Source organism: Stackebrandtia nassauensis DSM 44728 (assembly GCF_000024545.1).
Taxonomy (GTDB): domain Bacteria; phylum Actinomycetota; class Actinomycetes; order Mycobacteriales; family Micromonosporaceae; genus Stackebrandtia; species Stackebrandtia nassauensis.
In genome coordinates this window covers 1,371,458-1,391,904 of the sequence record NC_013947.1, presented here as the reverse complement: position 1 = coordinate 1,391,904, position 20,447 = coordinate 1,371,458, and the positions used below count along the sequence as shown (strand labels likewise).

Sequence of the window (20,447 nt, the reverse complement as noted above, 5' to 3'; positions counted from 1 at the left end):
CTAGTGCCGCGCCGCCAACGCTTTTCGGGCTTCGGTGAGGCGACGGGCAACGGTGCCGTCGTACAGGTCATGTCCGATCTGGACGCGAATGCCGCCCACAACCTGTGGGTCGACCGTGATCTTCGCGGAAATGGTGTGACCGTAGATCTCCGACAGCTTGCGCGTCAGCCGGGCCTCCTGGTCTTGCGGCAGCGGTGCGGCCACGGTGATGTAGGCGAGCCGCTGCTCACGCTTGGCCGAAACCAGCTCGAGCAGCTTGGTGGCCGCCGTGTCAAAGCCGCGACGACCGCCGAAGCCGGCGGCGGCGACCTCGGCGAGCCGCACGGAGACGGCGTTCGCCTTGCCGGACAACAGCGTGCGCACCAGTTCCGTCCGGGCCGAAGCCGGGGCGGAGCCGTCGGAGAGCGCCCGCGACAGGTCGTTGTCGCCGTCGACGAGCCGGGCGAAGCGGAACAGTTCGTCCTCGACCTCGGCGAGCACGTCCTGTGCCGCGCCGACCCGCAGGATCGCGTCCACGCCGATCGACTCCACCGCGGTGAGCAGCTCACCCGGGGTCGACCAGCGCTGTCCGATCAGGGCGGTCAGCACCTTCAGGGTCCCGGCCGACACCTTGCCCGACAGCACCTGCTCGGCCAGACCGCTCCGCTCGGCCGCGGTGCGGCCGGGGTCGGTCAGCGCCCGGCGCAGCCGGGGCTCGTTGGCGAACAGGTCCTTGACGGCGAGCAGCTCGCTGGCGACCTTGTCCAGGGTCTCGGGCTTGACGCGTTTGGCGTACGCCTCCAGCGCCTCGTAACCCGCCTGGACCGACTGTTGTCCGGTGATCGACATCAGCGTGCTCCCGCCGAATCGGCGTCCAGTTCAGACAGGAACCGTTCCACGGTTCCGGAGCGACGGGCCTCGTCGGCCAGCGACTCACCGACGATGCGGCCGGCGAGTTCGACGGCGATTTCGCCCACTTCACCACGGAGCTCGGTGAGCAGCTGCTGCCGCGAGGCGGCCAGCGACTCCTTGCCCGCGTTGATGATGCGCTCGGCTTCGGTGCGGGCCTCGGTGACGATCTCCTCTTTGGCGGCGATCGCTTCGGCCCGGGCCTCGTCGCGGATGCTCGCGGCCTCGGTGCGGGCTTCGGCCAGCTGCTGCTTGTACTGCTCCAGCAGCTCGTTGGCCTTGGCCTGCGTCTCCTCGGCGCGCTTGATGCCGCCTTCGATGGCGTCGACCCTCGCGCGGAAGGTCTGCTCCATCTTCGGGAAGACGAACTTCATCAGCACGAAGCACAGGATCGCGAAGGCGACGGTCCCAACCACGAGCTCCTGCCAGATCGGCACGATCGGGTTGTGGTCGCTTTCGGCGAGAATTTGAGTGGCTGTCTTCATGACTAGGCCTTAGGGCTGGAACGCGTAACCGAAGGCGATACCCAGCAGCGCCAGCGCCTCGACCACGGCGAAGCCGATCCACATGAACGGCTGGGTCAGCTTGGCCGACTCGGGCTGACGGGCGGTGGCCTGGATGTAGGCGGAGAAGATGATTCCCACGCCGATGCCCGGGCCGATCGCGGCCAGACCGTAACCGATGGCGCTGAGGCTGCCGGACAGGTCGATTTCGGTGGCGGCAATGTCCATCAACATTGTGTGTTTTTCCTCCTGGTTGTGCCCGCGTGACCTCCACGCGGAACGATTGACGTATCCGTGGGCGGTTTAGTGTTCCTCGGCGAGTGCGCCTTGGATGTAGCTGGTGCTCAAGACCACGAACATGTAGGCCTGGAGGATCGCGATGAACGCCTCCAGGAAGGTCAGCGCCACGGTCATGGCCCAGGACACGATGGACACCGGGAACAGCAGACCGTTGGCGTTGATCATCGCGAAACCACCGAGGGTGAACACCAGCAGGATGATGTGTCCGGCGAACAGGTTGGCGAAGAGTCGCAGCGCCAGCGTGACCGGGCGGATGATCAGGTTGGAGAAGAATTCGATCGGGATCAGCAGCGGCATCACGAAGATCGGCGCCGGTGGGATCAGGGTGTGCTTCATGTACTTGACGAAGCCGAACTTCTTGATGCCCACGTAGTTGAACATCACGTAGCTGACCACGGCGAGAATCGTCGGGAAGGCGATGTGGGAGCTGGGCGACATCTGGATGCCCGGGATGATGCCCATGATGTTCATCACCGCGATGAAGCTGAACAGCGTCGCCATGTAGGGCGCGAAGCGGACGGTGTCCTTCTCGCCGAGCATGCTGCCGACGACGTTGTTGCGGATGAACCCGTAGGCGGATTCGGCGATCCACTGCTTCTTGGTCGGCACCAGCTGGGGCTTGCGGTAGGACAGGACGTAGAACGCGATGACCGCGATGACCGCCAGCACCACCAGCGACGTGATCTTGGTGGCCCAGAACGTGTCGGTGCGTCCTGTGACGAAATCGGGCAGGAAGAAATCGTCCACCGTGGGCGGAAACGGAAGGTCTCCGCTCGCGAGCACTTTGGCCTGTCCGAGCACCGGTTCCCTCTCTCTACTATGGAGCAAGCCTGCGGACGATGAGATAAACACCGCAGGCAGCGCCGACAACTGAACCGATCCCGATAGCGATGCCATCGAGGTCGAGCCATCCGTCGATCAACCAGCCGACGCCACCCCAGAACACAATTCCGGTTATGAGGTAAGCAACCGCCGTCCAGCCCTGGTCGGCCCCGGAGGGGGTCTTGTCGGAGTCGTCAGGAGGGCGGGGTGGCTGATCTTCGTCCATGACGCTGCGAACGATATCAGTAGAAGACAGGGATCATCGGACGGCCCCCTGGGCAGAGTTCACCGTGCGGCCGGGGGGTCGCATGTCCAGCGACACACATTACTCCTGTTTCGTGGCGCTTGTGATCCCCGCTTCGGACGTATCTTCTGAGGACTTCCGGTTGTAGCGGTTGAGGGCGATGATCTGCGCGGTTATCCACACGACGATCCCCGCCATGACACCGAATCCCATCGCGGGCAAACCCTTCCACCCCGACGCGGCCACCCCGGCCAGCACGACGCCGATGACGGTGAACTTGACCATATAGGTCAGTACGCCCAGCGGCAGCACCCAGCTGGTCTTCACCGAGTCCGCCCAGGCGAGCACCAGCATCGTCATCGAGTAGCTGGCCATCACCACGCCGACGCCCGCGAACGCTCCGGCCGCGCCGTCCAGGCCCTGAATCTGCCAGCCCACGACGGTGGCGATCACGAGCAGCGCCGTGGAGCAGTACAGGGGCAGCCACAGCTGATGCAAGCGCCAATTCTTCACGCCGCCCATGGTGACAGGGTGGCTAGCTCAGCAGGGCGGCGACCACCGGCTTCAGCGCCTCGTCGATCTCGTCGCCGATCCGGCGGAAGATCGCGGGTGACTCTCCCCACGGGTCGTCCAGGTTCTCGGCGTCCTGGCTGTCGCGGCGCCGGTCGGCCGCGGCCACCAGCGCCACTCCCCTGGCGTGCACGGCTGCGGCCGAGCCGTCGCTGACCGGCAGCTCGTTCGGGTCGATCCCGGCGGCGAGCCGCCCGAAGTGCCGCAACAGGAAGGTGCGGGGCAGGGCGTCGGGGAAGGTCTCGGCGATGTACTCGTACTGCTCGTCGGTCGCGGTGAGGATCACGTCGGACGCCTCGACGAGGTCACGGGCGATGTGCTGGGCCTTGAACCCGGCGTCGGTGCCGCCCCGGGACCGCAGTTCCCGGGCGGCGGGCGGGTTCATCCGCTCGCCGACATGCCACAGTCCGATGCCGCAGGAATGGCTGTACACCAGGTCCTCGTCCCCGGCGATCTGGTTGACCCGCAACGTCAGCAGCCGCTCGGCCATCGGCGAGCGGCAGATGTTGCCCATGCACACGTGCAGGACGGTGAACGGCGGCATCAGTCCCGGTCCTCCACGCCGAGGGTGTCGGCGTTGACCTCACGCAGCCGCTCCAGCGACAGCGCTCCCTGCCGCAGCACCTTGGGCACGTCGCCGGTGCAGTCCACGATGGTGCTGGGCTTCGTGTCGGGCGAGGGCCCGGCCTCCAGGTACACCTGCACCGCGTATCCCAGCTGTTCCTTGGCGTCGGTGGCGGTGGCGGCGGGCGGCTGGCCGGTCTTGTTGGCCGAGGACACCGCCATCGGCCCGGTCTCGGCCAGCACCTCAAGCGCGACCGGGTGCAGCGGCATCCGCACCGCCACGGTCCCGTCGTCGTCACCCAGGTCCCAGGCCAGAGTGGGCGAATAGTGCATGACGACGGTCAGCGGGCCGGGCCAGAACGCGGCCACCAGGTCCTTGATCATCGACGGCACCGAGATCGTCAGCCCGTCCAGCGCCTTGCGGGAACCGACCAGGACCGGCGGGACCATGTCGCGGCCGCGCTTCTTGGTGCGCAGCAGCGCGTCGACGGCGTAGGACTTGAAGGCGTCGGCGCCCAGGCCATAGACGGTGTCGGTCGGCATGACGACCAGGTCCCCGGATTCCACGGCCGACACCGCCGCCTTGATGGCGGAGTCGCGTTCGCTGGCCTTGCGGCAGTCATAAAGCCTCACAGCCCGCCAGCCTAGCTAACCCCCGTGGCGGCAAAGTGGCGGTCGCGAAGCGGGGCCGTCCGGTCAGGTCGTCGTGGTCGGTGGCGTCGGCGAACCCGGCGGCCGTCAGCAGTTCCGGCACCACCGCGCCGTGGGAGTCGTCGTGTTCGATGGCGACGACGCCGCCGGGGCGCAACAGTCGCGCCGCCCGTGGGATCAGCGGGCGGATCACGTCGAGGCCGCACGAGCCGCCGAACACGGCGGTGGCGGGGTCGGCGGCGACCTCAGGGGACACCGCCGTGGAAGTGGGCACATAGGGCGGATTGGACAAAACGGCGTCGCATTGTCCATCCAGGTCGGACAGGGTCTCGGGCGATACGGCGTCGGCCTCGACGACCCGCGCGGCCACACCGTCCAGATTGCGCCGCAACCAGTTCGCCGCCTCGGGGTACTTCTCGACCAGGACGACCACGGCGTCGGGCCGCTCCGAGACGATCGCGTGCCCGATGGCCCCGGAGCCGGCGCACAGGTCCACCACCAACGGCGCCGCGACGGTGGCCAGCCGGGCCAGCGCCCACTCGGCCAGCTGCTCGGTCTCGGGCCGCGGCACGAACACCCCCGGCCCCACCGCCAGTTCCGCGTACCGGAACGGGGCGGTGCCCAGGACGTGCTGCAACGGCTCGCGGGCGGCTCGGCGCTCCACCAGGGAGCGAAACTTCTTGGCCTGCGCCGATGTGGGAGCCGCGGCGGCGAACAGTCCACCCCGGGACACACCGGCGACGTGGGCGGCGAGGAACTCCGCGTCCACCCGCGGAGAGTCCACTCCCGACTCCGTGAGCCGTCGGGTCGCCTCGTCCAGCAGTGCGCGCCAACCGGTTCCCACGAATTCACTCCCGTCGATTAGCCATACCGGGTTGGCACGGACATGCACCCGTAAGGCATGCTTTAACTAAAGTGGCCCCCAACGCAACACCGGGTGTGCCGCCAAGCAAGACTGCCAGAAACGGCCACAACATAAAACAGCGAGGTGAGCGCGTGTCCACCGACGCCACGACCGAACGGCTCCGTCGTGCTCGCCAACTGATGGTCGACGGCGACCCCGCCAAGGCCATCGATGCCGCCGACGAGATCATCGCCGACACCTCCGACGCCGAAGAGCGGGTCTGGGCGCTGCTGCTGCGCCTCACCGCTGTCGTCGCGCTTGAACGGACCACAGAATACACCTCTACAGTGGACCGTGCTTACGCCGCGGTGCGCCGTCACGGCGACACCGTCGCCAGTGGTTTCTTCCACGCGCTGGCCGCCTACACCTCGCACGCCGACGGCTCCATCGAACGCTGCGTGACCCATCTGGTCCGCAGCACCCGCGCCCTGTCCAGTGTCGACATCGCCAGCCGCAGCACCGCCGTCGCCTGGCACAACCTCGCCGTCGTCTACTCCTACATCGGTTTCCACGAACACGCCGCCCAGGCCGCCGCCCGGGCCCGGGAACTGGCCGCCGAAGCCGAACTGAACTGGCAGCTGCCCACCCTGGAAGTGCCGGTGCGGCAAGGACTCTCGCTCGACCACCGCGGCGACACCGACGGCTGCGTGCGGGTACTGCGAACCCTGCTGACCAACGCCACCTATATCCCCCAGGGCCCCGACGGCCTGCCCGGGATCGCCCCGATGGACCTGCCGTGGCTGGGTTTCGCCGCCGCCCGGCTCAACGCGCTCGGCCACGAGACCCCCATCGAGGCGCGCCGCTGTCTGGCCGCCGGCTACAACGACGCCTGGTCGGCCGACCTGCGCCACTACGGCCGCGTCTGCCTCAACATCGCCGCCGGCGAGACCGACAAGGCCCGGCAGCGCCTCACCCGCGCCACCTCGACCGCCGCCGTCCTGGGCGCGGCCGAGGCCGCCCGGCTCAAGGCGCTCAGCTACGTCAACGACGGCGACTACCAGGCCGCCTGGCGCGCCGACCGGGAAGCCTTCGCCATCCACGCCCGCATCGACGACCAACTGCGGCGGCTGTTCGTCGACGGGGTCGCCACCCGCCTCGACCACGAGGACCTGCGCCGCACCGTCGCCTCCTACGGCGACCGGGCCCTGACCGACCCGCTCACCGGCCTGCCCAACCGTCGCCACCTGCAGGAGTACGTGGACGACCAGAACGCCAGCGGCCAGGCCGGGGTGCTGGGCGTGCTGGACCTGGACGGATTCCGGCAGGTCAACACCACCCACGGCCGGCTGTCGGGCGACACCATCCTGCAACGCACCGCGGGCGCCCTGATGCGGGTGATGCGCCGCGGCGACTTCGTGGCCCGCTACGGTGCCGACGAGTTCGCGCTGGTCCTGCAGGGCACCCCGATCGACCAGACCGGCGACATCTCCCGCCGCATCACCAACGCGCTGGACGACGAGGACTGGGAGTCCCTGGTCCCCGGCTACCAGCCGCGCGTCAACATCGGCTGGACCACACTCGACATTCAGCGCAACCCCGAGCGCGATCCGCAGAACCTCTCGATCGCCGACGTCGCGGTCACCAAGGCCAAACGCGCCCGGCAGTCCAGCCAGCTGACCTGAACCCTAGGAGCGGCTCAGGCCCTCGTCGCTGCCTTCCAGCCGGGCCGCGCGCTCGGCGGTGGCCAGCGCGTCGAGGACTCCGTCCATGTCGCCCTGCATCACCTGGTCGAGGTTGTGCGAGGTGTAGCCGATGCGGTGGTCGGTGACCCGGTTCTGCGGGAAGTTGTAGGTACGCACCCGCTCGGAACGGTCGACGGTGCGCACCTGCGACTTGCGGGCGGCACCGGCGGCGGCCTCGGCCTCCTCCTGCTTGGCCGCGAGCAGCCGGGCCCGCAGGATCCGCATCGCGGCCTCCTTGTTCTGCAGCTGCGACTTCTCGTTCTGGCACGACGCGACCACCCCGGTGGGGATGTGGGTGATGCGCACCGCCGAGTCGGTGGTGTTGACCGACTGCCCGCCCGGTCCCGAGGACCGGTAGACGTCGATGCGCAGTTCGTGCATGTTGATCTCGACGTCGACCTCCTCGGCCTCGGGCATGACCAGCACGCCCGCCGCCGAGGTGTGGATGCGGCCCTGCGACTCGGTGACCGGCACCCGCTGCACCCGGTGCACGCCGCCCTCGAACTTCATCCGCGACCACACCCCGTGCCCACCCTCGGGGTTGCCCTTGGTCTTGACCGCGACCGACACGTCCTTGACGCCGCCCATCTCGGACTCCTGCGAGTCCATGATCTCGGCGACCCAGCCGTGCTTCTCGGCGTAACGCAGGTACATGCGCAGCAGGTCGGCGGCGAACAGCGCCGACTCGGCACCGCCCTCACCGGCCTTGATCTCGATGATGACGTCGCGGGAGTCGTCCGGGTCGCGCGGCAGCAGCAGCTCGGCGAGCTTCTCCTCCAGCTGCGGGATCCGCTCCCGCAGCGCGGTGGCCTCGGCGGCGAACTCCGGGTCGTCACCGGCGAGTTCCTCGGCGGCGGCCAGGTCCTCCTTGACGGTGTCGAGCTCGGCGTTGCACGCGGCGATGGGCGACAGTTCCGCGTATCGCCGCCCGACCCGGCGCGCGAGCGCGGCGTCGGCGTGGATGGACGGGTCGGCCAGCTGTTTCTCCAGCTCGGAATGTTCGGCGAGCAGCACGGCCAGTCGGTTGGAATCGGTTGCTTGGCTCATGTCGTTCGGACTCGTTTCGGATGGAGGTTGGATGGTGGAGGTCCGGCAACGAAGACGGCGCCCACCCCGACCTGTCGTACAGGTGGGTTGGGCGCCGTGAGCGAAGCTATTTGTCCTTCTTGGCCGCCTGAGCCTTGGCGTACTTCTTCTGGAAGCGGGCGACACGTCCGCCGGAGTCGAGGATGCGCTGCTTACCGGTGTAGAACGGGTGGCAGACGTTGCAGGTCTCGGCGTGGATCTTGCCGCCCTCCACCGTCGAGCGGGTGGTGAAGGTGTTGCCACAGGAGCAGGTGACCTCGGTGGTCACGTACGCCGGGTGAATATCGGGTTTCATGTCATCCTCTTGTCCTCGGTCGCCGGGTCGCCGCGCACGCGCAGCGTGAACCGGTACCGGATCGTGTATGGGTTTGGCCCTTGCGGCCGACGAAACATCTTAGCCCGCCGCGCTATTCCATCGGCGCTGGGACCTACGTGACCTCGGCGACCCCCGGCCGCCGCACCCGCACGGCCAGCCATTCCGGCGCGTGCCGTACCCGGTCGCGGGGCCGCCGCTCCACATCGACGCCGCACTCACTCCATCCCAGCACCCCGCCTCGCCGGGGTGGAGCGGCGGGGTCCTTGCCGGAGTTGCCGTTGACGACGTAGGCGACCCCGTCGCGCAGCCAGGCGGCGAACACGCCCGCGTGCCCGGCCACGTAGGCGCAGTCCTTGCCGGACGCCGCGACGAACCCGGCCAGCGCGGCTTCGAGCGCGGCGGCCTCGGCGCGGTCGAGCAGCTGGCTGGCCTGGTGGCCGGTCGGATCGTGGGGCGGGACGTGCCCGGCGACCACCACCGCCCGAACCCGATCGTCGGCGGCGGCCCGGTCGAGTTCGTCGCGCAGCCAGCCCAGCTGTTCGTCCCCAATGAACAGACTGGACGTGTCGAGCGTGACGAATCGGACGCCCCGATGCTCGAACCCGCGGCGAACCTCCCCGAACTCGGCCCGGAACGTCGCGATGTCACCCCCGGCGATCTCGTGGTTCCCGGGCAGATACACCCACGGCGGGCCCTCGGCCAGCTCCTCGTCCAGGATGCGCCGGGCCAGCGCGAGATCGGCGGGCGAACCTTCGTCGACGAAATCCCCGTTGACGAGCACCAGGTCGGGGTGGTGGGTCTTGATGTCGCGCAGCATGGCGCGAGCGGCGGCGACGAGCCCGTCGTCGGGACGGGCGGCGACGAACTGGGTGTCGGACAGGACGGCGAACCGCCAGGCGCGGTCGGTGACGCTATTGGTGAAGAGTGGACTGTCGACTTCAGCCCCACCGGTGTCACTCGGCGACGGAAAACCGAACAGCGGACCGTCGGCCGGACCGTCCGGGATGTCGACCTCGGGCGGGACCTCGGCGGTGATGCGGCCGAGACCGATGCGGCCGCGATACTGGCACCCGGGTCGGGTCTCGGCGAGATAGAACCCGCGCAGGACCAGGGGAAACACCACCCCGGGCGGGACGGGCATGTGGCACCACCGGCCGCCGCGCCACGTCAGCCGCTCGCCGCGCAGCACGATGCGGGTGCCTTCGGCGTCGCGGAAGTCCAGGCTCGGCAGCGCCCCGTTGTCGTCAGCGTCGACCCACGCGGCGAAACTCGTCGGCTGGCCGACGACGGCCACGGGCTCGGCGAGGTCGGCGTAGACGGCGCGGGTGGCGGTCGACGCGGTGAAGTCGTAGCCGATCCCGAGGTCGGCGTGCGGCTGCGCGTCAGCCTCGCGACCCAGCTGGCGGTTCGGCCGTTCGTGGCCTTGGCCGCGCGGCTCATCGTCCGCGACGAACGTTCGGGAGCCGCTGATGAGCTGGCCGGTCGCTCGTGCCGTGCGCAGCCGCCAGCTGGTGGCGGCGTCGGTGAGCGGCTCGGTTCGGGCGCCGATCGTGACGGCGACAGCGACGGATTGGCCGCCGAGCCGCGCGACGAGCCGGACCGCGCCGCTGTCGGCGCGGGCGGTCACTCGGATACCGTCCGGCTCAGCCGACACGTCAACCACGCGATGCTCGCCGCTGGTCCCGAGCTCGGCAGCAGCTCCCACAGCGGCAGCGGCGCGCGGCGGTTCGGCTTCGATCGCGACGTCGGCCAGCGCGAGCGGCGCCGCGAAGCCCGCCGCCGAGTGCGCCCGCAGCCGCACCACGCCGCTGTCGCCCGCCCCGCTCAACGTCACACGGCGCGGGGCGGCGGACAGCCAGGCGACAGCGCCGATCGCGGCCAGATCCATGGCCGCCATTGTTCAGGCTCGACACCGCCGACGGCCAGCCGGTCACGGCACGCGAAAAGGGGGCGGCCGAAGCCACCCCCTTGACCGGTATCGGCGACTAGTCGCTGTTACCGGGCGTGCTCTTGGCGATGTTCATCAGGAACTCCGCGTTGGTGCTGGACTTCTTGAGCCGGTCCAGCAGGAGCTCGATGCCCTGCTGCGACTCCAGCGAGGACAGCACCCGCCGCAGCTTGACCATGATGGCCGCCTCGTCGGGGCCCATCATGAGGTCGTCCTTGCGGGTCGAGGAGCGGTCGACGTCCACGGCCGGGTAGATGCGCTTCTCGGCGATCTTGCGGTCGAGGTGCAGCTCGGAGTTACCCGTGCCCTTGAACTCCTCGTAGATGACCGTGTCGCCCATGGAGCCGGTCTCGACCAGCGCGGTGGCGATGATGGTCAGCGAGCCGCCGTTCTCGATGTTGCGGGCCGCTCCCAGGAACTTCTTGGGCGGGTACAGCGCGGTGGAGTCGATACCGCCCGACAGGATCCGGCCCGAGGCGGGCGTGGCGTTGTTGTACGCGCGGCCCAGCCGGGTGATCGAGTCGAGCAGGACGACGACGTCGTGACCGAGTTCCACCAGGCGCTTGGCGCGCTCGATGGACAGTTCGGCGACCGTGGTGTGGTCGGACGGGTGCCGGTCGAAGGTCGAGGAGATGACCTCGCCCTTGACCGAGCGCTGCATGTCGGTGACCTCTTCGGGCCGCTCGTCCACCAGCACCACCATCAGGTGGCACTCGGGGTTGTTGGCGGTGATCGCGTTGGCGATCGCCTGCAGCACCATCGTCTTACCGGCCTTGGGCGGCGACACGATCAGGGCGCGCTGGCCCTTGCCGATCGGCGTGACCAGGTCGATGATCCGGGTGGTCATCAGGTGCGCCTCGGTCTCCAGGCGCAGTCGCTGCTGCGGGTACAGCGGCGTGAGCTTGTAGAAGTCGGGCCGTTTGCGGGCCTGCTCCGGCTCGGTGCCGTTGACGGTGTCCAAACGCATCAGCGGGTTGTACTTCTCGCGGCGCTTGCCCCCGTTGTTGTTGTTGCCGCCGTCGTCCTCGCGCGGTGCCTTGACCATGCCGGTGACGGCGTCGCCGCGTCGCAGCCCGTACTTGCGCACCTGCGACATCGACACGTACACGTCGGTGGGCCCGGCCAGGTAGCCGGTGGTGCGCAGGAAGGCGTAGTTGTCGAGGATGTCGACGATTCCGGCCACCGGGACGAGGACGTCGTCCTCGTTGACCTGCGGCTCGTTGCGGTCGCGCCCCCGGGCCCGCCCCTGGTTGCGGTCGCCGCGATCGCCACGGTCGCCGCGGTCACGGTCGCGGTGACGACGGTTGCGGCGCCGTCCCTCGTCCTCGTTGTCGCCGCGTGGCGAGTTGTTCTTGGACCGGTTGTTCTGCCGGTCGCCGCGCTGTTCGCCGGTGTCGGCCTTGGCGCTGGACTCGGACTTGCCCCCCGATTCGGACTTGCCGCCCGTCTCGGTCTCGGCGGTGGTCTCGAACGGGCGCTGCCGCTCGCGGCGCTGCCGACGCTCGGTGGAGGCGGCGGCGTCCTCACGGGACTCCTGCGTTTCCTCGGTGACGGCGACGGTGGCCGTGGCCTGGGCGGTGGGCTCGGCTTCGGCGGCCACAACGGAGCGCCGGGGCTGGGGTGGGCCCGCCGAACGGGTGGCGCGGCGCGACTTGGACTCAGTCGCGGCGGGCGCCTTGTCTTCGGCGACGTCGACGTCGGGCAGGCTCGGCTGGGCGGAGTTGCTGTTCTGCCGGTCCTGAATGGCGGTGATCAGCTCACTCTTCCGCATCCGTCCAATGCTGGGGATTCCCAGGCTGTTGGCCAGTTGCTGCAATTCGGGCATCAACATCGATGCCATTCCGCTGCCGCCGCGTCGCCGCCGGGTGCCGGTGCTCGTGCTGGCTCCCGGTTCGGTTTCCGGCGTCGTGCCGGTAGTGTCGCTCAATGGATTCCTTCCCTCGAACTGCCGCGAAAACCTTTGCGCGGCTTCGGGTTTAGCTGCGTGCGGCACGTGTGATCATGATGAAGAAGAACAGTGTTCCGATTCCACGCCTTGCGAAAGGAAGGCTGGCCACTGTGTTGGCTTACACCGCACCGGTCATAAACCTGCCGTGAAAGACTCTGACGACCATTCCTGTCAGCATGAAAATCGGATCGGAGCTGCACTTACCCCGGAGAAGATCAGACGCGCACTGGTTGTGCCGCGGCTGTATTGCTCACAGCATAGTCAATGATCAACCGGACGGCAACACCTGGGGGGCGAGTCGCGGATCAATCCGGCGGGCCCCTTGTCCGACGGTGAGTTTTCGCAGCTCAAACCCCGGATATACCGGTGGATCGGGCGTGAACGCGAGCACGCTGGGACCGGCGCCGGAGATCATCGCGGGGATGCCCTCGTCGCGCAGTTGCGTCACCAACGCCGCGGTGTGGGGCATGGACGCGGCCCGGTAAGTCTGATGGAGACGATCGTCGGTGGCCTCCAGCAACAGCGACGCGTCCGTCGTGAAGGCACAAACAGCCAGTGCCGCCCGCGAAACATTGAAGGCCGCGTCGGCGTGTGAAACGCTCTTGGGCAGGGCTTTTCGTGCTATGACGGTGAACCCGTGTCCATCAGGGACATACACCACCGGCGACAGTCCGGAAACGACTTCGCGGCTGACGGCCCTGGCGGCGTCGCCGTCACTCCACGCGACCGTGAAGCCACCGAGCAGACACGGGGCCACATTGTCGGGGTGGCCCTCGATCCGGGAGGCGATGGCCAAAAGCCTCGCCGGATCGGGCGTGATTTGCGTCATGAGGTGTGCCGCGAGCGACACTCCCGCCACAATGGCCGCCGAGGACGATCCGAGCCCGCGGGCCTGCGGTATCGCGTTGCGGCAGTGGAGTTCGACCGACGGCGGGTGGCCGCCCAGCGCCTCGGCGGCGACGCGCAGACTGTGCGCCACCAGATGATCTTCAGTGGACGGTAGCGTGTCGGCGCCCTCGCCCTCGACGGTCACCCTCGTGCGGCCGGGTCTGGCGTCGACGACCCGGGCGGTCACCTCGTCGTATATGGACAGTGACAGTCCGAGGCTGTCGAAGCCGGGGCCCAGGTTGGCCGAGGTGGCGGGCACCCGCACGGTGACCGGGTCGCGGCTGTATTTCGACACGCGGTCACCTTACTTGTCGTCCTTTGGCCTGGGTTCGCGTCCGGCCTGTTTGAGGGCCAGGCGCAGCGCGTACTCGATCTGGGCGTTGACGCTGCGCAGCTCGTCGGCGGCCCACTTCGCCAGGGCGTCGTGGACCGCCGGATCGAGCCGGACGAGAACGTGCTTCCGCTCCGCCATCAGGAGTACAGCGAGCCGGTGTTGACGACGGGCTGGGTCTGGTGGTCGGAACACAGCACGACGAGCAGATTGGACACCATGGCGGCCTTGCGTTCCTCGTCGAGGCTGACCAGGCCGCGTTCGGCGATGCCGTCCAGTGCCAGGTCGACCATGCCGACGGCTCCCTCCACGATGCGTTTGCGGGCCGAGACCACGGCGTTGGCCTGCTGGCGGCGCAGCATCGCCTGGGCGATCTCGGGCGCGTAGGCCAGGTGGGTGATGCGGGTCTCGATGATCTCCAGCCCGGCGGTGTCGACGCGTTCGCGCAGTTCCTGGGTCAGTTCCTCGGCGACCTGGTAACCGTCGCGCAGGCTCATCCGGTCGGTGTCGTGGTTGTCGTAGGGATAGCAGGTGGCCAGGTGCCGCACCGCCGACTCCGCCTGTATGGCCACATAGGAAAGGTAGCTGTCGACCGCGAACACGGCCTTGGCGGCGTCGGTGACCTTCCACACGATGACCGCCGCGATCTCGACCGGATTGCCGTCGGCGTCGTTGACCTTGGCGTTGTCGGTCTCGAAGTTGCGCACCCGTTTGCTGACGGTCTGGCGGTCCGACAGCGGGATGGTCAGCCACAGTCCCGGCGTCTCGATGGTGCCCAGGTAGCGGCCGAAGAACTGCACGACCTTGGCCTCGTTGGGGTTGACGATGACCAGCCCCGTCAGCAACAGGAGCAGCAGCACGCCGACGACGGCCACGAGCGTGATCAGCGCGCCGCTGACGTCGGGTACCTGGTAGACGATGGCGGCGGCCCCGACGAGCAGATAGACCACGAATGCGGCCAGGGCGACGAACCCCTGGACCCGAAACGCCCGTCGTTCCATGACTTTCTCCTTGGGATATTGAAGTGATATCACTATGATACACAGGCGTCGGGCGGCTTCGCGACCACGACTGCGGTTCACGACCGGCGGGTATGGTCTCGGCATGCCTACCGCCGCCGACGTCCGCGACTCCATGTTGAGCCTGGACGGCACCGACGACCTGGATCCGTTGCTGCGACGGGCGCGCAGCGCCCGGTTCGTCCTCATCGGAGAGGCCAGCCACGGCGGCCACGAGTACTACGCCTGGCGGGCGGCCATCACCCGGCGCCTCATCGCCGAGCACGGATTCTCCTTTGTGGCCGTCGAGGGCGACGGCCCCGACTGCCGTCGCGTGGACGCCAGCGTGCGCTCCGACTCGGCGGCCGACCCCGGCGACGTCCTGGAGGGCCAGCGCGGCTGGCCCAGCTGGCTGTGGGCCAACGAGGAGACGATCGAGTTCTGCCGCTGGCTGCGCCAACACAACGCCGAACTGCCGCACCGGCAGCGGGTCGGCTGGTACGGCCTGGACGCACACCCGCTGCACGCCTCCATCCGCACGGTCGTGGACTACCTGCGCGACAACGCTCCCGACTATGTGGACACCGCGCTGGGCGTGCACGGCCGCGGCAAGCCGCTGGTCCCCGCCGAACACCTGGAATCGGTCACCGAACTGCTGACCCGCGTGCACGAGGCCGACGCCCCCGACGACGAATACGCCGCCCAGGACGCCAAACTGCGGGCCGGGGCCGAGGGCTACTACAACGCGATGCTGACCGGCGGCAGCTTCGGCTGGAACACCCGGGTCGCCCACATGGTCGCGGTCCTTGAGGACCTGGCCGACCACCACGGGCCCAACGCGCGCGCCGTGGTGTGGGCGCACAACACCCACGTCGGCGACGCCCGCGCCACCGCCATGGCCGAACGCGGCGAACACAACCTGGGCGAGTTCATGAAGGACCGGCACGGCGTCACCGACGTGTTCACCGTCGGCTTCGCCGGTGGCCAGGGCGAGGTCATCGCGGTCCCGGTGCGGGGTGAGCCGATGCGCGTCATGCCGGTGCCGCCGCCGCGCCCCGGTTCACTGGAGGCGCTGCTGGCCGACAGCGGCACCGAACGCGGTCTGATCTTTGTAGACGAACACGAGTGGGCGCGCGAGAAACGCGACCAGCGCGCCATCGGCGTCGTCCACGACGACACCGACGACGACCACTGGGTTCCCACGGTGGCCGCCGAACGCTACAACGCGCTGTGCTGGTTCGCGGCCACGACACCGGTACGGGCAGTCCACCTCGACGAAGCCCGTCGCGGCGAACTGCCCGTCCTACGCTGAGACCGTTACGCGGCCTCGACGATCATCCCGGCGCCGACGGTGCGGTTGGTGCCCTCGTCGATGACGATGAACCCGCCGGTGGCGCGGTTGCGGCGGTACGGGTCGCACAGCAGCGGCACCGTGGTGCGCAGCGTGACCCGGCCGATCTCGTTGAGGGTCAGGCCGTCGGCCGACTCGTCGCGGTGCAGGGTGTTGACGTCCAGCCGGTAGTGCAGGTCCTTGACGAGCCCGCGCGCCGCCCTCGTGGTGTGCGCGATGGCGTACTTGCGTCCCGGCTGCAACGGCTGCTTCTCGTCCATCCAGCAGATCATCGCCTCGACGTCCTGCGCCACCCTCGGCGCGTTGTTCGGACGGCAGATCAGGTCGCCGCGCGACACGTCCAACTCGTCGGCCAGCCGCACCGTCACCGACATCGGCGGGAACGCCTGCTCGACAGGCCCGTCGGCGGTGTCGATACCGGCGATCGTGGTGGTGAAGCCCGAGGGCAGCACCATCACCTCGTCACCGGGTTTCAGGACGCCCGAGGCGACCTGACCGGCGTAGCCGCGGTAGTCGTGGTTGGAGTTGGAGTGCGGCCGGATCACGTGCTGCACCGGGAACCTGGCGTCCACCAGGTTGCGGTCGGACGCGATGTGGACGCTCTCCAGGTGGTGCAGCAGCGACGTGCCCTCGAACCACGGCATCTTGTCCGAGCGCGACACCACGTTGTCGCCCGCCAGGGCCGACACCGGGATGATCGTCAGGTCGGGGATGTCGAGTTTGGTGGCGAACGCGGTGAACTCGGAGGCGATCTTCTCGAAGACCTCCTGCGAGTAGTCCACCAGGTCCATCTTGTTGACGCACAACACCAGGTGCGGCACCCGCAGCAGCGAGCACAGGAACGCGTGCCGCCGCGACTGCTCGACCAGGCCCTTGCGGGCGTCGACGAGGATCAGCGCCAGGTCGGCGGTGGAAGCACCGGTGACCATGTTGCGGGTGTACTGGGTGTGTCCGGGGGTGTCGGCGATGATGAACTTGCGCCGCGGGGTCGCGAAGTACCGGTAGGCCACGTCGATGGTGATGCCCTGTTCCCGTTCGGAACGCAGGCCGTCGGTCAAGAGCGCCAGGTCGGTGTAGTCGTCGCCGCGGGCCTTCGAGACCGACTCCACCGCCTCCAGCTGGTCCTCGAAGATGGTCTTGGTGTCGTACAGCAGCCGTCCGATCAACGTGGACTTTCCGTCGTCGACGCTGCCGGCGGTCGCGAACCGCAGCATTTCGGTGGTTTCGTTCATCTCTAGAAATACCCTTCCCGTTTGCGGTCTTCCATGGCCGCCTCGCTGACCCGGTCGTCGCCACGGGTGGCGCCGCGCTCGGTGATGCGGGTGGCGGCGACCTCGGCGATGACGTCGGCGGCGTTGGCGGCGTCGGATTCGACCGCGGCGGTGCACGAGGCGTCGCCGACGGTGCGGTACCGGACCCGTTTGACGACCGTGGTCTCGGTCTCCTTGGGCTGGATGAACTCGTTGACCGCGTAAAGCATCCCGTCGCGCTCCACGACCTCGCGGTCGTGCGCGTAGTAGATCGACGGCAGCGGGATGTCCTGCTCGTCGATGTAGTGCCAGATGTCCAGTTCGGTCCAGTTCGACAGCGGGAACACCCGGATCGACTCGCCCGGGTGGGTACGACCGTTGTACAGCGACCACAGCTCCGGGCGCTGGTTCTTCGGGTCCCACTGGCCGAACTCGTCGCGGAACGAGAACACCCGTTCCTTGGCGCGGGCCTTCTCCTCGTCCCGACGCGCTCCTCCGAACAGCGCGTTGAAACGGTACTTCTCGACGGCGTCCAGCAGTACCGGCGTCTGGATCCGGTTGCGCATACCGTCGGGTGGTTCCACGACCTTCCCGGCGGCGATGGCGTCCGGCACCGACGCCACCAGCAGTTCGATCTCCAGGTCCCGGACCCGGTTGTCCCGGTATTCGAGAACCTCGGCGAAGTTGTGCCCGGTGTCGACGTGCATGACCGGGAACGGGATCGGTGCTGGCGCGAACGCCTTGGCCGCCAGGTGCAGCATGACGACCGAGTCCTTGCCGCCGGAGAACAGCAGCACGGGACGCTCGCAGGTGGCCACCACCTCGCGGAAAATGTAGATACTTTCGGCTTCCAATGCGTCAAGATGACTGACGCGATAGTCGCAATCGCTCATCGGCCCCTCCTTTGATGAATTGGTTGATCGAGCCTTGAGTGGGTAACGGGTGTAACCGGACTGCGGCGATGCCCTTGAGGATCAACGCTGACAATTCAGGGCGACATACCACCAGATCCGACAGTTTTGGGTCCGAGTTGTTGTAAGTCAAGTCGGTTCCGTCAATGCGGGAGGTGTGCAGTCCCGCGGCCCGCGCCACCGCCACCGGTGCCGCGGAATCCCACTCGTACTGCCCCCCGGCGTGTACGTACGCGTCGACCTTGCCGGTGATGACCGCCGCGGTCTTGGCTCCGGCCGAACCCATCGGCACCAGTTCGGCGTCGATCACCTCGGCCAGTGCGGTCAGGAATGCCGCCGGACGCGACCGGCTCACCACCATCCGGATCCGCCCTTGCGGCGGCAGCGGTGTCGGTGGCGCGTCGGCGCCCAGAACGGTGTCCTGGGCGGGCAGCGCGACGGCTCCGGCGGACAGCGTGCCGCGTTCCCACAGCGCCACGTGTACCGCCCAGTCGTCGCGACCGGCCTCGGCGTACTCACGGGTGCCGTCGAGCGGATCGACGATCCATACCCGTTCGGCGTTGAGCCGGGACGCGCCGGTGCGTCCTTGCTCCCCCTTGCCCTCTTCGCTGAGTATCGCGTCGCCGGGCCGGAATTCGGCCAGCGCGGACATCAGGAACTCATGGGCGCGTTGGTCTCCCTCGCGGCGCAGCACGGTGGCGTCACCGAATCCGAGTTTGTCCCGCAGCAGCAACAATTCCTGCCCCGCCTGCTGAGCGAGGCTCCGCGCTAGCGCGGCATCCGATTGGTCCAGCATCGAGGACAAATCTAGCCTGTGCTGAATCTAATACGCACCGGACGAACGGAGGACGGCCGTGCACGTCCGGGCCAGGATCACCAAGTCCAAGGACAGCGACCAGTGCTCGACGTACCGCAAGTCCAGCCGTACGGCTTCCTCCCATGGAAGATCGGACCTACCCGATATCTGCCAAAGGCCGGTCAAGCCTGGCTTAACGGCCAGTCGTCGACGCATTTCCTCCGGGTAACGCTCCACTTCGCTCTCCAATGGGGGCCTTGGCCCCACAAGAGACATTTCGCCCCGGACCACATTCCACAACTGCGGCAACTCATCCAGCGAATAACGCCGCAACACCCGACCCACCCGGGTCACCCGGGGATCCTCGCGCATCTTGAACAGCACCGCGTCGGATTCGTTGAGGTGCGCCAGTTGCGCCAGCCGCGCCTCGGCGTCGGTGTACATGGTGCGGAACTTCAGGATCGGGAACGCGTAGCCGTCCCGGCCGATGCGCTGCTGCCGGAACAGCACCGGCCCCGGGCTCGACAGCCGCACCGCCAACGCCACCGCGCCCAGCAGCGGCGCGAACAGACCCAGCAGCGCCAGCGCGCCCACCCGGTCGAAGACCTCCTTGACGATCCGGCTGCCGCCGGTCAACCGGGCGTGCTCCACATGCAGCATCGGCAGACCGTCCACGGGCCGCACCGTGGTGCGCGCCCCCGCGACGTCCACAAGGGCGCTGGCGACGATCAGGTCGGTGTCGCCGCGTTCCAGGTTCCACGCCAGTTTCCGCAACCGGGCACCGTCCAGTTCGGGACACGACAACACGATCACGGTGTCGGCACGTCCGGCCGCGACCGCGTGCCCGACGGCGTCGAAGTCGCCGTACACCTTCGCGTCGCAGTCCAGGAACGGACCGGCGGCCCGGCCCTCGGGCAGGCAGGCGCCCACCACGTTCAGGCCGTGGAAGTGCTCGCGCCGCAACTGCCGCGCCAGCGCCGCCACCGGCGCCTCGTGTCCGATCAGGACCACCCGCCGGACGCACCGGCCCCGGGTGCGCACCGCGTGCAGCCACTGCCGCCACAAAAACCGCGACACCATCGAACCCACCACCGCCACCGGCAACGCGATCAGCACGTACGCCCGCGAGGTCGGCAACTCCAGCCCGTACGACACCACCGCGACCAGGGCCGTGACCGTGATCCCCGCGCGCACCACCCGCTGGTACTCGTCGGTGCCCACGAACAGGAACCGGGCCTCGAAGGCACCGCTCATCGCCACCGCCGTCAACCACAGCGCGGGCAGCACCGCCACCATCGCCAGATAGACCAGGTTGTACTGCGAGACCTCACCGAACCGCGCCGCGAACGCGGCCCCCGCACCCACGACACCGGCCAACACGTCCCCGCACACCAAACCGGTCACATACCGCCGCTGCCACCCCGGCGGTCCACCATGGTGCCGCGGCGGCGCCGATACCCGTCTTTCGTCAACCCCTGCGACCATTGCCATCCCCT

At 68.4% G+C, this 20,447-nt stretch carries 22 protein-coding genes; 2 read left to right on the top strand and 20 right to left on the bottom strand.

Going from position 1 to position 20,447, the window contains the following annotated elements; all coding sequences use genetic code 11:
* From SNAS_RS06480 to prmC, 9 genes are all read right to left on the bottom strand, one after another.
* A complete protein-coding gene (locus SNAS_RS06480; RefSeq protein WP_013016593.1) occupies positions 1-828 on the bottom strand; it encodes a F0F1 ATP synthase subunit delta in 828 nt (275 codons plus the stop codon).
* Positions 828-1,373, bottom strand: coding sequence for a F0F1 ATP synthase subunit B (locus tag SNAS_RS06475; RefSeq protein WP_013016592.1), 546 nt, complete (start codon positions 1,371-1,373; stop codon positions 828-830). Before SNAS_RS06475 ends, SNAS_RS06480 begins: the two co-directional genes overlap by 1 nt.
* 9 nt (positions 1,374-1,382) lie before the next feature.
* Complete coding sequence (gene atpE / locus SNAS_RS06470; protein ID WP_041625718.1) at positions 1,383-1,619, bottom strand: ATP synthase F0 subunit C; 237 nt, start codon at positions 1,617-1,619, stop codon at positions 1,383-1,385.
* A gap of 75 nt (positions 1,620-1,694) precedes the next feature.
* On the bottom strand, positions 1,695-2,492 hold the full coding sequence (gene atpB, locus SNAS_RS06465) for a F0F1 ATP synthase subunit A (RefSeq protein ID WP_013016590.1): 798 nt from the start codon (positions 2,490-2,492) through the stop codon (positions 1,695-1,697).
* 16 nt (positions 2,493-2,508) lie between these two features.
* Positions 2,509-2,739: an AtpZ/AtpI family protein gene (locus tag SNAS_RS06460; protein ID WP_041624580.1), complete on the bottom strand. Its 231-nt coding sequence runs from the start codon at positions 2,737-2,739 to the stop codon at positions 2,509-2,511.
* A 99-nt stretch (positions 2,740-2,838) separates the two neighbouring features.
* A complete protein-coding gene (locus tag SNAS_RS06455) occupies positions 2,839-3,270 on the bottom strand; it encodes a hypothetical protein (RefSeq protein WP_144300413.1) in 432 nt (143 codons plus the stop codon).
* A 22-nt stretch (positions 3,271-3,292) separates the two neighbouring features.
* Positions 3,293-3,871: an arsenate reductase/protein-tyrosine-phosphatase family protein gene (locus tag SNAS_RS06450; protein WP_013016588.1), complete on the bottom strand. Its 579-nt coding sequence runs from the start codon at positions 3,869-3,871 to the stop codon at positions 3,293-3,295.
* On the bottom strand, positions 3,871-4,524 hold the full coding sequence (locus SNAS_RS06445; protein ID WP_013016587.1) for an L-threonylcarbamoyladenylate synthase: 654 nt from the start codon (positions 4,522-4,524) through the stop codon (positions 3,871-3,873). The genes SNAS_RS06450 and SNAS_RS06445 overlap by 1 nt, the downstream gene beginning before the upstream one ends.
* The gene (prmC, locus tag SNAS_RS06440; protein ID WP_013016586.1) at positions 4,511-5,386 is read right to left on the bottom strand and encodes a peptide chain release factor N(5)-glutamine methyltransferase; all 876 of its coding nucleotides are present in this window, start codon (positions 5,384-5,386) and stop codon (positions 4,511-4,513) included. The genes SNAS_RS06445 and prmC overlap by 14 nt, the downstream gene beginning before the upstream one ends.
* A gap of 152 nt (positions 5,387-5,538) precedes the next feature.
* On the opposite strand from prmC, the gene SNAS_RS37115 reads away from it, so the two are divergent.
* The gene (locus SNAS_RS37115; RefSeq protein WP_013016585.1) at positions 5,539-7,068 is read left to right on the top strand and encodes a GGDEF domain-containing protein; all 1,530 of its coding nucleotides are present in this window, start codon (positions 5,539-5,541) and stop codon (positions 7,066-7,068) included.
* 3 nt (positions 7,069-7,071) lie between these two features.
* On the opposite strand, the gene prfA is transcribed toward SNAS_RS37115, so the two are convergent.
* From prfA to SNAS_RS06405, 7 genes are all read right to left on the bottom strand, one after another.
* Entirely contained in the window at positions 7,072-8,175 is a 1,104-nt protein-coding gene (gene prfA / locus SNAS_RS06430) for a peptide chain release factor 1 (protein ID WP_013016584.1), read from the bottom strand.
* A gap of 106 nt (positions 8,176-8,281) precedes the next feature.
* Positions 8,282-8,509, bottom strand: coding sequence for a 50S ribosomal protein L31 (gene rpmE / locus SNAS_RS06425; protein WP_013016583.1), 228 nt, complete (start codon positions 8,507-8,509; stop codon positions 8,282-8,284).
* 133 nt (positions 8,510-8,642) lie between these two features.
* Positions 8,643-10,418: a metallophosphoesterase family protein gene (locus SNAS_RS06420; protein ID WP_144300412.1), complete on the bottom strand. Its 1,776-nt coding sequence runs from the start codon at positions 10,416-10,418 to the stop codon at positions 8,643-8,645.
* A gap of 97 nt (positions 10,419-10,515) precedes the next feature.
* On the bottom strand, positions 10,516-12,309 hold the full coding sequence (gene rho / locus SNAS_RS06415) for a transcription termination factor Rho (protein WP_013016581.1): 1,794 nt from the start codon (positions 12,307-12,309) through the stop codon (positions 10,516-10,518).
* A gap of 385 nt (positions 12,310-12,694) precedes the next feature.
* The gene (gene thrB / locus SNAS_RS06410) at positions 12,695-13,609 is read right to left on the bottom strand and encodes a homoserine kinase (RefSeq protein ID WP_013016580.1); all 915 of its coding nucleotides are present in this window, start codon (positions 13,607-13,609) and stop codon (positions 12,695-12,697) included.
* A gap of 9 nt (positions 13,610-13,618) precedes the next feature.
* The gene (locus SNAS_RS35665; protein WP_013016579.1) at positions 13,619-13,786 is read right to left on the bottom strand and encodes a type II toxin-antitoxin system antitoxin; all 168 of its coding nucleotides are present in this window, start codon (positions 13,784-13,786) and stop codon (positions 13,619-13,621) included.
* A complete protein-coding gene (locus SNAS_RS06405) occupies positions 13,786-14,646 on the bottom strand; it encodes an SPFH domain-containing protein (protein WP_013016578.1) in 861 nt (286 codons plus the stop codon). The genes SNAS_RS35665 and SNAS_RS06405 overlap by 1 nt, the downstream gene beginning before the upstream one ends.
* 103 nt (positions 14,647-14,749) lie before the next feature.
* Here SNAS_RS06405 and SNAS_RS06400 point away from each other — a divergent pair, with 103 nt between their 5' ends.
* Positions 14,750-15,955, top strand: coding sequence for an erythromycin esterase family protein (locus tag SNAS_RS06400; RefSeq protein WP_013016577.1), 1,206 nt, complete (start codon positions 14,750-14,752; stop codon positions 15,953-15,955).
* 5 nt (positions 15,956-15,960) lie between these two features.
* Here the strand turns inward: SNAS_RS06400 and cysN are convergent, their stop codons facing one another.
* Genes cysN through SNAS_RS06380 form a run of 4 tightly spaced genes read right to left on the bottom strand, consistent with a single transcriptional unit; the run spans position 15,961 to position 20,436 of the window.
* Positions 15,961-17,226 (bottom strand): sulfate adenylyltransferase subunit CysN, encoded by a 1,266-nt coding sequence (gene cysN / locus SNAS_RS06395; protein WP_013016576.1) that lies wholly within the window; start codon positions 17,224-17,226, stop codon positions 15,961-15,963.
* 2 nt (positions 17,227-17,228) lie between these two features.
* Positions 17,229-18,137, bottom strand: a complete 909-nt coding sequence (cysD, locus tag SNAS_RS06390) for a sulfate adenylyltransferase subunit CysD (protein ID WP_013016575.1) — start codon at positions 18,135-18,137, stop codon at positions 17,229-17,231.
* Entirely contained in the window at positions 18,103-18,951 is an 849-nt protein-coding gene (locus tag SNAS_RS06385) for a 3'(2'),5'-bisphosphate nucleotidase CysQ (protein ID WP_013016574.1), read from the bottom strand. Before SNAS_RS06385 ends, cysD begins: the two co-directional genes overlap by 35 nt.
* A gap of 27 nt (positions 18,952-18,978) precedes the next feature.
* Positions 18,979-20,436 carry a sugar transferase gene (locus tag SNAS_RS06380; protein WP_013016573.1) on the bottom strand — a complete coding sequence of 486 codons (1,458 nt, stop codon included), beginning with the start codon at positions 20,434-20,436 and terminating at the stop codon, positions 18,979-18,981.
* Positions 20,437-20,447 lie beyond the last annotated feature (11 nt).